The organism is Paraburkholderia sp. BL23I1N1, from assembly GCF_003610295.1.
Taxonomy (GTDB): Bacteria; Pseudomonadota; Gammaproteobacteria; order Burkholderiales; family Burkholderiaceae; genus Paraburkholderia.
Window position 1 is genome coordinate 1,559,872 of record NZ_RAPV01000001.1, and the last position, 14,993, is coordinate 1,574,864.

The 14,993-nt window shown below is 62.2% G+C and carries 15 protein-coding genes; 12 read left to right on the forward strand and 3 right to left on the reverse strand.

Annotated elements, in window-relative coordinates; all coding sequences use genetic code 11:
- Window positions 1-82 precede the first annotated feature (82 nt).
- The 5 genes from fabZ to B0G76_RS07415 all read left to right on the forward strand — a co-directional run bounded on the left by fabZ (window position 83) and on the right by B0G76_RS07415 (window position 4,209).
- Window positions 83-547 carry a 3-hydroxyacyl-ACP dehydratase FabZ gene (gene fabZ, locus B0G76_RS07395; protein ID WP_120291314.1) on the forward strand — a complete coding sequence of 155 codons (465 nt, stop codon included), beginning with the start codon at window positions 83-85 and terminating at the stop codon, window positions 545-547.
- A 95-nt stretch (window positions 548-642) separates the two neighbouring features.
- Window positions 643-1,431, forward strand: a complete 789-nt coding sequence (gene lpxA / locus B0G76_RS07400) for an acyl-ACP--UDP-N-acetylglucosamine O-acyltransferase (protein WP_120291316.1) — start codon at window positions 643-645, stop codon at window positions 1,429-1,431.
- Window positions 1,432-1,434: 3 nt separating this feature from the next.
- Window positions 1,435-2,604: a lipid-A-disaccharide synthase gene (gene lpxB / locus B0G76_RS07405; protein ID WP_120291318.1), complete on the forward strand. Its 1,170-nt coding sequence runs from the start codon at window positions 1,435-1,437 to the stop codon at window positions 2,602-2,604.
- Window positions 2,601-3,365 (forward strand): ribonuclease HII, encoded by a 765-nt coding sequence (rnhB, locus tag B0G76_RS07410; RefSeq protein WP_120291320.1) that lies wholly within the window; start codon window positions 2,601-2,603, stop codon window positions 3,363-3,365. Before lpxB ends, rnhB begins: the two co-directional genes overlap by 4 nt.
- 61 nt (window positions 3,366-3,426) lie before the next feature.
- Window positions 3,427-4,209, forward strand: coding sequence for an RNA methyltransferase (locus B0G76_RS07415; RefSeq protein WP_120291322.1), 783 nt, complete (start codon window positions 3,427-3,429; stop codon window positions 4,207-4,209).
- Between the two features lie 72 nt (window positions 4,210-4,281).
- On the opposite strand, the gene B0G76_RS07420 is transcribed toward B0G76_RS07415, so the two are convergent.
- Complete coding sequence (locus B0G76_RS07420; RefSeq protein WP_120291324.1) at window positions 4,282-5,097, reverse strand: pyruvate, water dikinase regulatory protein; 816 nt, start codon at window positions 5,095-5,097, stop codon at window positions 4,282-4,284.
- Between the two features lie 540 nt (window positions 5,098-5,637).
- Here B0G76_RS07420 and ppsA point away from each other — a divergent pair.
- The 3 genes from ppsA (at window position 5,638) to B0G76_RS07435 (ending at window position 9,670) form a co-directional block, all read left to right on the forward strand.
- Window positions 5,638-8,043: a phosphoenolpyruvate synthase gene (gene ppsA / locus B0G76_RS07425; protein ID WP_120291326.1), complete on the forward strand. Its 2,406-nt coding sequence runs from the start codon at window positions 5,638-5,640 to the stop codon at window positions 8,041-8,043.
- Window positions 8,044-8,218: 175 nt separating this feature from the next.
- Entirely contained in the window at window positions 8,219-8,674 is a 456-nt protein-coding gene (locus B0G76_RS07430; RefSeq protein ID WP_120296253.1) for an NfeD family protein, read from the forward strand.
- Between the two features lie 63 nt (window positions 8,675-8,737).
- A complete protein-coding gene (locus B0G76_RS07435) occupies window positions 8,738-9,670 on the forward strand; it encodes an SPFH domain-containing protein (RefSeq protein ID WP_120291328.1) in 933 nt (310 codons plus the stop codon).
- 211 nt (window positions 9,671-9,881) lie between these two features.
- Here the strand turns inward: B0G76_RS07435 and smpB are convergent, their stop codons facing one another.
- Complete coding sequence (gene smpB, locus B0G76_RS07440; protein WP_120291330.1) at window positions 9,882-10,328, reverse strand: SsrA-binding protein SmpB; 447 nt, start codon at window positions 10,326-10,328, stop codon at window positions 9,882-9,884.
- Window positions 10,329-10,428: 100 nt separating this feature from the next.
- On the opposite strand from smpB, the gene B0G76_RS07445 reads away from it, so the two are divergent.
- Window positions 10,429-10,866, forward strand: coding sequence for a type II toxin-antitoxin system RatA family toxin (locus B0G76_RS07445; protein ID WP_115780217.1), 438 nt, complete (start codon window positions 10,429-10,431; stop codon window positions 10,864-10,866).
- A complete protein-coding gene (locus B0G76_RS07450) occupies window positions 10,863-11,195 on the forward strand; it encodes an RnfH family protein (protein WP_120291332.1) in 333 nt (110 codons plus the stop codon). Before B0G76_RS07445 ends, B0G76_RS07450 begins: the two co-directional genes overlap by 4 nt.
- A gap of 45 nt (window positions 11,196-11,240) precedes the next feature.
- On the opposite strand, the gene B0G76_RS07455 is transcribed toward B0G76_RS07450, so the two are convergent.
- Entirely contained in the window at window positions 11,241-12,218 is a 978-nt protein-coding gene (locus B0G76_RS07455) for a DMT family transporter (protein WP_120291334.1), read from the reverse strand.
- 371 nt (window positions 12,219-12,589) lie between these two features.
- On the opposite strand from B0G76_RS07455, the gene guaB reads away from it, so the two are divergent.
- Together guaB and B0G76_RS07465 are read left to right on the forward strand one after the other, a co-directional pair.
- Entirely contained in the window at window positions 12,590-14,050 is a 1,461-nt protein-coding gene (gene guaB / locus B0G76_RS07460) for an IMP dehydrogenase (protein WP_120291336.1), read from the forward strand.
- Window positions 14,051-14,056: 6 nt separating this feature from the next.
- On the forward strand, window positions 14,057-14,794 hold the full coding sequence (locus tag B0G76_RS07465; protein WP_120291338.1) for a hypothetical protein: 738 nt from the start codon (window positions 14,057-14,059) through the stop codon (window positions 14,792-14,794).
- The last annotated feature ends 199 nt before the right edge of the window (window positions 14,795-14,993 follow it).

A 14,993-nucleotide genomic window follows, 5' to 3' on the forward strand; every position in this document is an offset into this window, starting at 1 on the left:
GCGCCGGCAGCGCGCGTTACCAACCCACCTGCACCAGCATCCGCAGTCATCATCGCGCAGACAATGCGTGAGTAGAAACACCATGAGCACCGAAAAAATCAATCTCGACATTCACAAGATTCTCGCGCTGCTGCCGCATCGTTACCCGATCCTGCTGGTTGACCGGGTGCTCGAACTTGAGCCGCATAAGCGCATCAAAGCGTTGAAGAACGTGTCGATCAATGAGCCGTATTTTCAGGGTCACTTCCCGACCCGTCCGGTGATGCCCGGCGTGCTGATCCTCGAAGCGCTCGCGCAAACGGCGGCCCTGCTGACGTTTTCGGAAGAGCCGAGCGATCCGTCGAACACGCTGTATCTGTTCGTGGGCATCGACAATGCGCGTTTCAAGCGCGTGGTGGAACCGGGCGATCAGCTGATCCTGAACTGCACGTTCGAGCGTCACATGCGCGGCATCTGGAAGTTCAAGGCGCGCGCCGAAGTGGATGGTGTCGTGGCGGCGGAAGCCGACCTGATGTGCGCCGTGCGGCACACGGATAAAGACGCTTAAAGATCGGAGTCCGGGCAGTCAGCGGCTTCCCTTGAGCGCTGCAAGCTCCACCTAGGCCCATCCAGACAACGCAACAGAATCAGAAGCGAGGACGCATGAGCAGGATTCATCCCACTGCGATCGTCGAACCGGGCGCACAAGTCGACGAATCCGTCGAAATCGGACCATATGCCGTCATCGGCGCCCATGTGACGATCGGCGCACGGACCACGGTCGGTTCGCACAGCGTGATCGAAGGTCACACCACGATCGGCGAAGACAACCGGATCGGCCACTACGCATCGGTCGGCGGCCGTCCGCAGGACATGAAGTATCGGGACGAGCCGACCCGGCTCGTGATCGGCAACCGCAACACGATCCGTGAATTCACCACGATCCACACCGGTACGGTGCAGGACGCGGGCGTCACCACGCTGGGTGACGACAACTGGATCATGGCCTACGTGCACATCGGTCACGACTGTCACGTCGGCAGTAACGTCATTCTGTCGAGCAATGCGCAGATGGCCGGCCACGTGACCATCGGCGACCACGCGATCGTCGGCGGCATGTCGGGCGTGCATCAGTTCGTGCGCATCGGCGAGCATTCGATGCTGGGCGGCGCGTCGGCGCTCGTGCAGGATATTCCGCCGTTCGTGATTGCCGCCGGCAACAAGGCGGAACCGCACGGTATCAACGTCGAAGGTCTGCGCCGCCGCGGTTTCTCCGCGGACGCGATCTCGGCGCTGCGCTCGGCGTACCGCCTGCTGTACAAGAACGGCCTGTCGCTGGAAGAAGCGAAGGTGCAGTTGCGCGAACTCGCGTCCGCGGGTGGCGATGGCGATGCACCGGTACAAACGCTGCTCGCGTTTGTCGATGCATCGCAACGCGGCATCATCCGCTAAACGATGGCCCTGAACCCAAGTCCGCTACGCGTGGCGATGGTCGCTGGCGAGCCGTCCGGCGACCTGCTGGCGGCATCGCTGCTCGATGGCCTCGCGAGCCATCTGCCTGCCACCACTCAGTACTATGGGATCGGCGGCCCACGCATGATCGCCACGGGCTTCGACGCCCACTGGTCAATGGAAAAGCTGACGGTGCGCGGCTATGTCGAAGTACTACGGCATATTCCCGGGATCCTCGGCATTCGCAACGAACTGAAACGCCAACTGCTGGCTGAACCGCCGTCGGTGTTCGTCGGCGTGGATGCACCCGATTTCAACTTCGGCCTTGAGCATCCGTTGCGCGAGGCGGGCATTCCGACCGTTCACTTCGTGTGTCCGTCCATCTGGGCATGGCGGGGCGGGCGCATCAAGAAGATCGCCAAAGCGGTCGACCACATGATGTGCGTGTTCCCGTTCGAAACGGCGCTGCTGGAAAAGGCGGGCGTCGCGGCGTCCTACGTGGGCCATCCGCTCGCTGACGAGATACCGATCGAACCCGATACGCTTGGCGCGCGCCGCACGCTCGGCCTCGCTGAAAGCGGTCCGATTATCGCGGTGCTCCCGGGCAGCCGGCGCTCGGAGATCGATCTGATCGGTCCGACGTTCTTTGCCGCGATGGAGATGATGCAGCACCAGGAGCCGGGCTTGCGCTTCGTCATGCCGGCGGCCACGCCCGCATTGCGCGAAATGCTGCGGCCGCTGGTCGATTCGCATCCCGGTCTCGCGTTGACCATCACCGACGGTCAGTCGCAAATCGCGATGACGGCGGCCGACGCGATCCTCGTCAAGAGCGGCACGGTGACGCTGGAAGCCGCACTGCTGAAAAAGCCGATGGTGATCTCGTACAAGGTGCCCTGGCTGACCGGCCAGATCATGCGCCGGCAAGGCTATCTGCCGTACGTCGGCTTGCCGAACATTCTGGCGGGGCGTTTCGTCGTGCCGGAAATTCTGCAGCACTTCGCAACGCCTCAGGCGCTTGCCGAGGCCACGCTGAAACAGTTGCGCGACGAGGCCAACCGGCGCACGCTGACGGAAATCTTCACGGAGATGCATCACGTGCTGAAGCAGAACACCGCGCAGCGTGCGGCGGAAGTCGTGGCGAGCGTCATCGAAAAGCGGAAGGCGCGGCCGTGAGCACTGCACGCGCGCCACGCCGCAAAGCTGCGACCGCTGGAGGCGCGGCGGCGCGGCAGGTCGGTCTGGACTTCGAGACGCCGGACGACATCGTCTGCGGTGTCGACGAAGCCGGGCGCGGGCCGCTGGCGGGCCCGGTGGTCGCGGCGGCAGTGATTTTTGACCCGTCGAAGCCAATGATTCGCGGCCTCGACGATTCGAAAGCGCTCACCGCCAAAAAGCGTGACGAACTGTACGACAAGATCGTCGACCGGGCGCTGGCTTGCTGCATCGCGTCGGCTACCGTCGAAGAAATCGATACGCTGAACATCCTGCACGCCACCATGCTGGCGATGAAGCGGGCAGTCGAAGGCCTCTCAGTCGTGCCGACACTCGTGAAAATCGACGGCAATCGCTGCCCGACGCTAAGCATTCGCAGCGAGGCGATAATCGGCGGCGATGCACTGGTCAAAAGCATTTCGGCAGCCTCGATTCTCGCCAAGGTTACGCGCGACCGGATGCTGCTGGAGTTGCATCAAACCTATCCGGTCTACGGTTTTGACGCGCATGCGGGCTACGGCACGCCACAGCATCTCGCGGCGCTGCGCGAACATGGACCTTGCGAGCATCATCGGCGCTCGTTCGCGCCGGTGCGCGAAGCGCATCAGCGTTTCGGCACGGCTGCGAAGCAACTGCCGGCGGGCGCGGTGATCGTCGTGTCCGGAACGCTCACCCGCGCCATGCTCGACGACGACGCCTTCGGCGAACGCAGCGGCGCCTGAGCGCCATGTGTGGCTTGGTGCGTCGTCCACTCTTTCCTTATTCTCACTGTCTTCGCTGCCTGTGAAAGCCATCACCTCGCGGGACAATCCGCTCTATAAGCGCCTCAAGGCGCTGGCCGGCTCGACGCATCAGCAGCGCCGCAGCGGCCACGCGCTGCTCGAAGGGTTCCATCTCGCAAGCGCGTATCTCGACGTCGCCGGGCAGCCGGAAATGTGCATCGTTACCGAGGGCGCGCTGCGTCACGACGAAGCGCAGGCCATCGTGTCGCGTATCGACGAGCACCGTATCGTCACGCTGCCCGACGCGTTGTTCGGGCAGGTGTCGAACGTCGTACACGGTGTTGGAATTCTGCTGCTGGTCGAAAAGCTCGACACGCCGCTGCCGGAGAAGGTCGCGCAAACGTGTCTCGTGCTCGATGGCGTGCAGGACGCCGGCAACGTCGGTTCGATTCTGCGCAGCGCGGCGGCCGCCGGTATTCAGCAGGTGTTTTGCGCGCCGGGCACCGCTTACGCGTGGTCGTCGAAGGTGCTGCGTTCGGGTATGGGCGCGCATTTTCTGCTGCAAATCCACGAGGACGTCGAAGCGCAGGTCTTGATCGAGCGCCTCGCGGTGCCTATCGTCATTACGGATTCGCACGGCGCCGAGGCGATCTACGACTGCGATCTGAGCGGACCACTCGCATGGGTGTTCGGCAACGAAGGGGCGGGCGTATCGCAGATCTGGCGCGACGCGGTTTCGTTGCGGGTGACGATTCCTCAGCCGGGGGGCATGGAATCTTTGAACGTGGCGGCCGCGGCGGCTGTCTGCGTGTTCGAACAATGCCGCCAGCAGCGCCGCGCGTGACGTTGCGCTGATTCAGGCCTGAGGCGGCCTCCACGGTCACCTCAGTGCCACCAGCGCACGTAAAACTCACGCTCAATAAGACGGCCGGTCCAGCTTGATTTCCTGCAGGATCGTCGTCGCGATCTCTTCGATCGACTTATGCGTCGACGACAGCCACTTGACCCCTTCGCGCCGCATCATGGCTTCGGCTTCATTGATTTCGTAGCGGCAATTTTCCGGCGCGGCGTACTTGCTGCCCGGCCGGCGCTCGTTGCGGATCTCCGACAGCCGCTGCGGATCGATCGACAAACCAAACATCTTCTGCCGATGCGCCAATAGCGGCGTAGGCAGCTTGCCACGCTCGAAGTCTTCCGGAATCAGCGGATAGTTCGCTGCTTTCACACCGTACTGCATCGCCAGATACAGGCTCGTCGGCGTCTTGCCGCTGCGCGATACGCCGACCAGAATCACGTCGGCATCGGCCAGATTGCGGTTCGATTGACCGTCGTCGTGGGCGAGCGAGAAGTTGATCGCCTCGATCCGGTTCTTGTATTCCTCGGTGTCGGCGTTCTGGTGGCCGCGGCCCATCGCGTGGCTCGACTTGAGCTCCAGTTCCTGTTCAAGCGGCTCGACGAAGGTCTGGAACATATCCAGCACAAGCGCATTCGAACCTTTGACGATCTGATTCGAGGCGCTGTCCACCAGCGTCGTGAAGACGATCGGACGGCGGCCGTCCTGCTGGGTCGCTTCGTTGATCTTTTCTAGCGTGGCATAGGCTTTGTCCGTCGAATCGACGAAGGGCACGCGAACCAGGCGGAATTTCTGGTCGAACTGGGAGAGGATCGAATGCGCGAAGGTTTCGGCAGTGATCCCGGTACCGTCGGAGACGATGAATACGGTGGGCGGCATCAGTGGGGCTGGGGAACGTGAGCAGGAAAAAGCGCTCGAAACAAACATCGCTGCGTTGACGTCGCTGCACGGTGGCTAACCGTAGATTGCAGCGGCGTCGTTGCAGCGCGCCGTGGGCACCGCAACCGCGCCCGGATGGCGGCAGGCCTCGCGAGAGCCTCGCAAGAGCCCGTCAGCCGGTCCGGGGCGCGATTCGAGGCGCAATTCTCGTCCGACTGTCACATTTTGAGAGTCGGCACGGTAGAATAGCGGCAACCTGTTGGATAAGCAATTGCAGGCGATTGGCGTCTAACTCACCGCGAACAGTCGGTTAACGCCACGCTTTCAGCCGGTAACTTGCGGTGAATGGGGTGGATCGATCGGCAATTTCGTCCAACCGCATTCTACGTCGCGCATCTGGCGCTTTGTCGCGTTTCCGGCCCTTTGCAGCGATTGCTTCTCCAACAGGTTGTGCAAGACGCGAGCTCACGCTTCCAATGGGCGTCTCGCGTTCAAGCCCACTTGCACAGCCGTGAATTTCTTTCACACTTAGGGGCTTGTATGACTAACGCAGTTACCGTCGCAAAGGAAGAGGCGTATGTAGTTCCGTTCGAGCAGTTGCGGATGACCGATGTGGAGATTGTCGGCGGCAAGAACGCGTCGCTTGGCGAGATGATCAGTCAGCTCGCCGAAGCCGGCGTGCGTGTGCCGACTGGCTTCGCCACCACAGCGCTGGCTTTCCGTGACTTCTTGCATCACAACAACCTGACTGAACGCATCGCCAAACGTCTCGAAACGCTCGACGTCGACGACGTGAAGGCGCTCGCCGAAGCGGGCAAAGAGATCCGTCAATGGATCGTCGACGCACCGATGCAGGCGCGTCTCGAAGCGGATATCCGCGCAGGCTTCGACATCCTGCAAAAAAGCTCGCCTGAAGAGTTGTCGTTTGCCGTGCGTTCGTCGGCAACGGCCGAAGACCTGCCGGACGCATCGTTCGCGGGTCAGCAGGAAAGCTATCTCAACGTGGTCGGCATCGACGAGGTGCTCGATCGCATGAAGCACGTGTTCGCGTCGCTGTATAACGACCGTGCCATCTCCTATCGCGTCCACAAGGGCTTCACCCACGCTGAAGTCGCGTTGTCGGCGGGCGTGCAGCGCATGGTGCGCTCGGACGTCGGCGCGGCGGGTGTGATGTTCACGCTGGATACGGAGTCGGGCTTCAAGGACGCCGTCTTCATCACGTCGAGCTACGGTCTGGGCGAAACGGTCGTGCAGGGCGCCGTGAATCCGGACGAGTTCTACGTCTTCAAGACCACGCTCGCACAGGGCAAGTACCCGATCATCCGCCGCTCGATCGGCTCGAAGCTGATCAAGATGGAATTCACCAAGGCTGGCGAGCAAGGCCGCGTGAAGACCGTCGACGTCGCGCACGAACAGCGCAACCGCTTCTCGATCACCGACGAAGATGTGATCGAGCTCGCGAAATACGCCGTCATCATCGAAAAGCACTACGAGCGTCCGATGGACATCGAGTGGGGCAAGGACGGCCGCGACGGCAAGATCTTCATTCTGCAGGCACGTCCGGAAACGGTGAAGAGCCAGGCCGCGGGCAAAGCCGAGCAACGCTTCAAGCTGAAGGGCCAATCGAACGTGCTGGCTACCGGCCGTGCAATCGGGCAGAAGATCGGCGCGGGTCCGGTGCGCGTGATCCACGATCCGTCGGAGATGGACCGTGTGCAGCCAGGCGACGTGCTGGTGGCCGACATGACCGACCCGAACTGGGAGCCGGTGATGAAGCGCGCGTCCGCCATCGTCACGAACCGTGGCGGCCGGACCTGCCACGCGGCAATTATCGCGCGTGAGCTGGGCGTACCGGCCGTGGTCGGCTGCGGCGACGCGACCGACGTGCTGAAGGAAGGCGCGCTGGTGACCGTGTCGTGCGCCGAAGGCGACGAAGGCAAGATTTACGATGGTCTGCTAGAAACCGAAATCACCGAAGTGCAGCGCGGCGAACTGCCGCCGATTCCGGTGAAGATCATGATGAACGTCGGCAACCCGCAACTCGCATTCGACTTCTCGCAACTGCCGAACGGCGGCGTGGGTCTGGCGCGGCTCGAGTTCATCATCAACAACAACATCGGCGTTCACCCGAAGGCGATTCTCGAGTACCCGAACATCGATCAGGACCTGAAGAAGGCTGTGGAGAGCGTGGCACGCGGCCATGCATCGCCGCGCGCGTTCTACGTCGACAAGCTGACCGAAGGTATCGCGACGATCGCGGCGGCGTTCTATCCGAAGCCCGTGATCGTGCGTCTGTCGGACTTCAAGTCGAACGAGTACAAGAAGCTGATCGGCGGTTCGCGTTACGAGCCGGACGAAGAAAACCCGATGCTGGGCTTCCGTGGCGCATCGCGTTACATCGCCGACGACTTCGCCGAAGCGTTCCAGATGGAATGCGTCGCGCTGAAGAAGGTTCGTGAAGAGATGGGCCTCGACAACGTCGAGATCATGGTGCCGTTCGTGCGTACGCTGAAGCAGGCGGAGCGCGTGGTTGGGCTGCTGGAGAAGTTCGGCCTGAAGCGCGGCGAGAAGGGCTTGCGCCTGATCATGATGTGCGAAGTGCCGTCGAACGCGATTCTCGCCGAAGAATTCCTGCAATTCTTCGACGGTTTCTCGATCGGTTCGAACGACCTGACGCAGCTCACGCTCGGCCTCGACCGCGATTCCGGCATGGAACTGCTGGCAGTCGATTTCGACGAACGCGACCCGGCGGTGAAGTTCATGCTCAAGCGCGCGATTGAAACCTGCTTGCGTTTGAACAAGTACGTCGGTATCTGCGGCCAGGGTCCTTCGGATCACCCGGACTTCGCGCAATGGCTGACCGATGAAGGTATCGAGTCGATCTCGCTGAACCCGGATTCGATCATCGAGACGTGGCAGCAACTGGCTAAATCGCTGGCGAAGTAATCGAAAAATTAGCGAAGAAATAAGCGCCAGGAAAGTGCCTGATAAGCGGTTTGCATAACAAGCGGTGCAGTTTGTCAAAAGCATGTAAAAGCTGCTGCACCGCGCGGTAAATGCACCCGCTTCGTGCTATAAACACCCCGGTAGATCCGGGGTGTTTTGCTTTGTGGAGGTCGACGTGGCGCCAGGTGGATTGTTCTGGTGGATCGGGGCGGGTGTGCTGGTCGTGCTGGAGTTGATCAGCGGCACCTTCTATTTGCTAATGATCGCGCTGGGCTGCGTGGCGGCGGCCATCGCGCACCTGGCGGGCGTCAACGCCGACCTGCAGTTTGCGATTGCGGCAGTGGTGGCGCTGGCGGCAGTCCTGTTGCTGAGACGCTCGCGCTTCGGCCGCAGAACGCGCAAGGAGGCGTCGAAAAACCCGGACGTCAATCTGGACATCGGCCAGACGTTGAGTGTGCCGGTGTGGCACGAGCGCCGGGCGCGGGCCAATTACCGCGGGGCTGCATGGGACGTCGAATTGGCCGCTGGCGAGCCCGAAGATGCGCCGCTTTATGAAATCGCCGAGATGCGCGGCAGTTGTCTTGTCGTGGTGGCCAGCCGGCAGGCGAAAACCAGTGTAACCGCAGACTGAACGCGCACCAACGCGTGTGCAGAACTACGCACAACTATTCGAACTACGGACCGGAGGTCAGTCATGGATTCAACCATCGTCGGGGCGGTGTTTCTGCTTATCGTGATCGTGCTGGCAGCACAGACGCTCAAGATCGTGCCGCAGCAGCATGCGTGGGTGCTGGAGCGGCTTGGCCGCTATCACCGTACGCTGACGCCGGGATTGAGCTTCGCGTTTCCGTTCGTCGACCGGATCGCGTACAAGCACATCCTCAAGGAAATCCCGCTCGAAGTGCCGAGCCAGGTGTGTATTACGCGCGACAACACGCAACTGCAGGTGGATGGCGTGCTGTATTTCCAGGTCACCGATCCCATGAAGGCGTCGTACGGCTCGAGCAACTTCGTGTTCGCAATTACGCAGTTGTCGCAGACCACGCTGCGCTCGGTGATCGGCAAACTCGAACTCGACAAGACGTTCGAAGAGCGCGACTTCATCAATCACAGCATCGTCTCATCGCTCGATGAAGCGGCGTCGAACTGGGGCGTTAAGGTGCTGCGCTACGAGATCAAGGACCTCACGCCGCCCAAAGAAATTCTCCACGCGATGCAGGCGCAGATTACCGCCGAGCGCGAGAAGCGCGCGCTGATCGCGGCATCCGAAGGGCGTAAGCAGGAGCAGATCAATATCGCGTCGGGTGGTCGCGAGGCGGCGATTCAGAAGTCCGAAGGCGAGCGGCAGGCGGCGATCAATCAGGCGCAGGGGCAGGCTTCGGCGATTCTGGCCGTGGCTGAGGCCAACTCGCAGGCAATTCAGAAGATTGCTGCGGCAATCCAGTCGAACGGCGGGATGGAGGCCGTGAACCTGAAAGTGGCCGAGCAGTATGTGAACGCGTTCGGCAACCTGGCGAAGCAGGGCACCACATTGATCGTGCCGGGTAACCTGGCGGATATGAGTTCGATGATCGCCTCGGCGCTGACCATCGTGAACAAGGGGAAGGGCGCGAGCGAGGCGCGCTGAAGTTGGCGGCAAGACGGGCTGGCGTGGCCTGAGCTGAACTTGTTTTGCCTGAACCGACCCTCCGCTGCCTGGAACTGCCAAAAAAAATGGCCCGCGATTTGTGCGGGCTTTTTTTTATTCGGCGATGCTTGCGGTAACGCCGAGCGCAGCAAATCCGCGCATGACTCGACGCCGACGCCGCCGACGCCCGTCAGCGCCGACGCCCGTCAGATCACGACGGCGAACGCATCAAACGCGCCTTTTCGCGTTCCCAATCACGCTTCTTTTCAGTCTCGCGCTTGTCGTGCTGCTTCTTACCCTTGGCCAGCCCGATCTCGCATTTGACGCGACCGCCCTTGTAATGGAAGTTCAACGGCACGAGCGTATAGCCGCGCTGCTCGACTTTGCCGATCAGCTTGCTGATTTCTTCGGCGTGCAGCAGCAGCTTGCGCGTGCGCACCGGGTCCGGATGGATATGGGTCGAGGCTTCGGGCAGCGGGCTGATGTGCGTGCCGATCAGGAACAGTTCGTTGTTCTTGATGACCACGTAGCCTTCCTTGATCTGGCCACGGCCGGCGCGCAGGGCTTTGACCTCCCATCCTTCGAGCACGAGCCCCGCTTCATAGCGTTCTTCGACCGAGTAGTCGTAGAAGGCTTTTCTGTTGTCAATGATGCTCATGAATGGAAAGTGCCCAACTCGTTTAAAATCACGATTTTAGCAAAGCGGGGCGAGGAAAGCCCGCGGCGCTTGTCCACCCTTGCCACGCGCTGTTCAATTTATGGCAGATGTCCAGAAAACCGTGTTGATCCGCCATTCGGCGGAACAGATGTTCGACCTCGTCACCGACGTCGCCGATTACCCCAACTTCCTGCCTTGGTGCGGGGGTGTCGAAATCCGCCGCCAGGACGAAACCGGCATGGAGGCGAAGATCGATATCAACTTCAAGGGCATCAAGCAGCACTTTGCTACGCATAACACCATGGAGCGGCCCACGCGCATCGATATGGAATTCGCGGACGGGCCCTTTCGCAAATTCACCGGTTTCTGGCGCTTCACGCCGCTGCGGGCCGATGCCTGCAAGATCGAATTCGCGCTGCACTACGAATTCACCAACATCATTCTCGAGAAGATCATTGGGCCGGTGTTCAGCCACATCGCCAACACCTTCGTCGAATCGTTCGTGAAGCGCGCCGATCAGCGCTACGGTAAGGCATGAGCGCGCGCTTGTCGATTGAAGTCTGCTACGCGCTCGCCAACGAGCAGACGCTGATCGCCGTGGAATTGCCGGCAGGCGCCACGCTGCAGCAGGCGATCGAGGCGAGCGGCATCCTGCAGCGTTATCCGCAGATCGATCTGGGCACGCAGAAGGTCGGTGTGTTCGGCAAGCTCAAGCCGCTCGATACGCTGCTCGCCGACCACGATCGCGTCGAGATTTATCGACCGCTGCTGGTGGATCCGAAGCTGTCCCGGCAACGGCGTGTCGAGAAAACCCGCAAGGCGGGTTCGATTGAAGGGCGCCGCTGGCAGAACAAGGATTCGCGCTAGGCTCGTCTTGTGGCTGTGGCGGGCTAGCGTGACGGGTGCCTCGTCTCAATGCACCGAAGGCTGGGCCTTTTCCTCATTCGAGGCCGCACAGGACGTATCGTCGTCCGCATGCTGGCGCACCGACCAGCACACGCCCGCCACCAGCAGCAGGATCGCCGCCGTTTCCAGCGGACGCGGCAGGCGCTGGTCGTAAATGAACGCGTAGAGCAGCGCGAATAGCGTCTCGAACACGATCATCTGGCCGGACAGGGTGAGCGGCAGCCGCTTCGACGCCGCGTTCCACAGCCCGTTGCCGAGCCACGACGCGCCGACTGCGAGGCCCAGATTCAGCATCCAGAAGGTGTGCCAGCGCTCGTCGCCGAGCGTCCCCTGCAGGCTGCCAGAGGGCATGACGGCGACCACCAGCCACAAGGCCGCGCCGAGGGCGCCGGTAATCACACCCCACAGCACCGACCACTCATTGCCGCTGAAATGCGTCTGGCGCTGCAGGTGGCGGGCGTTTTCGACCGCGAACCAGGTCCAGCAGGCGAGCGCGCCGACCGCACAGGCGAGGCCGAGGAGTTTCGTCGCGAAACTGACGGGCGTGCTTTCCGCCACCGTGAAGACGTCGATATTGATGCAGGCGATACCGGCTACCACCAACGCAAGCGGCCACGCGAGGCGGGCGAGCGGCACAGCGCCGTGATCGCGCCGGCCGAGCAGCGTCACCGTGACCGGCAGGACGCCCACGATCAACGATGCCGGCGCGATGCCGATCATATGGACCGCCGCGGTTAGCAACAGGTAGTACAGCAGGTTGCCGGCCAACGCCAGTTTGACGAGCGCGCCGAAATCCTCGCGGGTCAGGCGTTTGACGAGCGAGCGCGCCATCGGCAGCGCGGCGGCCAGCGAGACGATGCCGTACATCGTGTAACGGCCGGCACTCAGCAGCAGCGGGGAAAAATCGGGCAGCACGCGCGGCACCAGAAACACCATGCCCCATAAGGCCCCGGCCATTACTCCATATGCCACACCGCGCTGCATCGACTGCCCCTGCAAGAAAAACTGGAATGGTCGGCAGAATAGCCGTTCGGCGGGCAGGGCGTCTTGTTTGATTCTGCATTCCAGCGGTTTTATGCGACGTTTTCAGGCGCCTTTAAACATTCGCGCAGTTTCCGCCCGGTGGCCCGGCGGCGTGGAATCCCCCCCGAATTGCCCGCGCACGAACCCGGCGGCGCCTTCATGCGCCCGAACGCGCAAACGAAACCGGATCGAACCCGAGGCGAACGTGGAAGCGAAATCGAAGCGGGTAAAGTCGTGAAAAAAATCCCCGGAAATTCGCTAAGCTGCTGTTAGTGCAGTGAAAACCGGGGAGGTATCGCGTATAATTCGCTTTTGCGCCTATAGGATTTGCCATGCGTCTGATCCAAACAGCACTCACGTTCGATGACGTGCTCCTCGTCCCGGCTTTCTCCGATGTTCTGCCGCGCGACACCAGCCTCAAGACCCGGCTGACCCGCAACATCTCCCTGAATATGCCGCTCGTGTCCGCCGCCATGGACACCGTCACCGAAGCTCGCCTCGCCATCGCGATGGCGCAAATGGGTGGTGTGGGCATCATCCACAAGAATCTCACGCCGGCCGAGCAGGCGCGTGAAGTTGCCAAGGTCAAGCGCTTCGAATCGGGCGTCGTGCGCGATCCGATCACCGTGCCGCCGCAAATGAAGGTGCGCGACGTCATCGCGCTGTCACGCCAGCATGGCATTTCGGGCTTCCCGGTCGTTGAAGGCGCGCAGTTGGTCGGTATCGTCACGAACCGCGACTTGCGCTTCGAAGAGCGTCTGGACGAGCCGGTGCGCAATATCATGACGCCGCGCGAGCGCCTCGTTACCGTCAAGGAAGGCACGCCGCTCGCCGAAGCCAAGGCGCTGATGCATAGCCACCGCCTCGAGCGCGTGCTGGTCATCAACGACGCATTCGAACTGCGCGGCCTGATGACCGTCAAGGACATCACCAAGCAAACCGAACACCCGGACGCGTGTAAAGACGAACATGGCAAGCTGCGCGCAGGCGCTGCGGTCGGCGTGGGCGAAGACAACGAAGAGCGCGTCGAGCTGCTGGTGCAGGCGGGTGTGGACGTGATCGTTGTCGACACGGCACACGGCCACAGCAAGGGCGTGCTCGAGCGCGTCAAGTGGGTCAAACAGAAATTCCCGCACGTCGAAGTGATCGGCGGCAACATCGCCACCGCTGCAGCGGCCAAGGCGCTCGTCGAATATGGCGCAGACGGCGTCAAGGTCGGTATCGGCCCGGGCTCGATCTGTACCACGCGTATCGTCGCGGGCGTCGGCGTGCCGCAAGTCACGGCAATCGCCAACGTGTCGGAAGCGCTGAAAGGCACGGGCGTGCCGGTCATCGCCGACGGTGGCGTGCGGTTCTCGGGCGACGTCAGCAAGGCGCTGGCTGCGGGTGCGAATTCCGTGATGATGGGCAGCATGTTCGCCGGCACCGAAGAAGCGCCGGGCGACGTGTTCCTGTTCCAGGGCCGCCAGTACAAGTCGTACCGTGGCATGGGCTCGGTCGGCGCGATGAAAGACGGTGCCGCGGACCGCTACTTCCAGGACAACTCCGCGAACATCGACAAGCTGGTGCCGGAAGGTATCGAAGGCCGCGTCGCCTACAAGGGCTCGGTCAACGCGATCCTGTTCCAGCTGATCGGCGGCGTGCGCGCCAGCATGGGCTACTGCGGTTGCCGCACGATCGCGGAGATGAACGACAAGGCCGAGTTCGTGCAGATCACGGGCGCGGGCTTGCGCGAGTCGCATGTGCATGACGTGCAGATCACCAAGGAAGCGCCCAACTACCACGTGGACTAATCGCCAATGAAGCCATTGCTGCGCGCTGTACTCATCCTCGATGCGTTGTTGCTGCTTGCGTTCGGCCTGCTGTTTCTGCTGACGCCCTGGACTTCGTTGTACAACGCGCTGCTGTTGGTGCAAACCCAGCCGGCTCTGGTCGGCCAGGGGTTTGGCGTGGCGCTGATCGGGCTCGCGTGGCTTGCTTTGCACGCGTCGATCGACGGGGCGCTCACGTCGACGGTCGCCAAGGTCGTTGGCCATGTGAACTGGCTGACGGGCGTGCTGATGCTGGTCTGGCTGCTCGGGCTGCATACGCCGGCGCTGACTGGCTTCGGTCAGATCACCGCGGTGATCACCGGTGTGGTGCTGCTGGTGGTCGGCCTGGGCGGTGTGCGCCTGTCGGGCGCGGTGCGGCGGCGCGAAAAGGTGCGCCTGGTTGAGGCCGTAGCCGCTGAGCGCGCCGAAAAGCAGGCCGCGAAAGACGCCGCCAAAGATGCTGCCAACAAGCGCGACGCCGGTCGTGTGACTGGGGGCTTTCCGGCCTATCGGGCCGAGCCGGTAGTTAGTCCGGTAGTCGAACCTCTGGTCGAACCTGTCATGCCGGTCACACGGCCTGTGAATCCTGTTCCGGCGCTCGACGAACCGGGTCTAACGGCGTCTGAACGCGCCGCGCGGGCTGATGAAGTTGCAGCCGCGCGCGAGGATGCCCGCAACGCCGCCGCCGATGCGCCCGGTGCGCCCCGGCCGCCGTTTCATGGCTGAATCTTCATGGCTGACTCATGACTGACGCCTCGAGCGCCAGAACGCCTGCCGAAGCTACCGGATTCCGTTCGCGCGCGCCGCAGGCAAGTGCCTGTGGTGCTGAACGGTCCAGCGCGCTTCATCGTTACGCTTCAGCTTCATGCTCGATCGTCCCCACGTGGACCGCTTTGAATTCAACGCCGCGCTTCGTGCGCGGCAT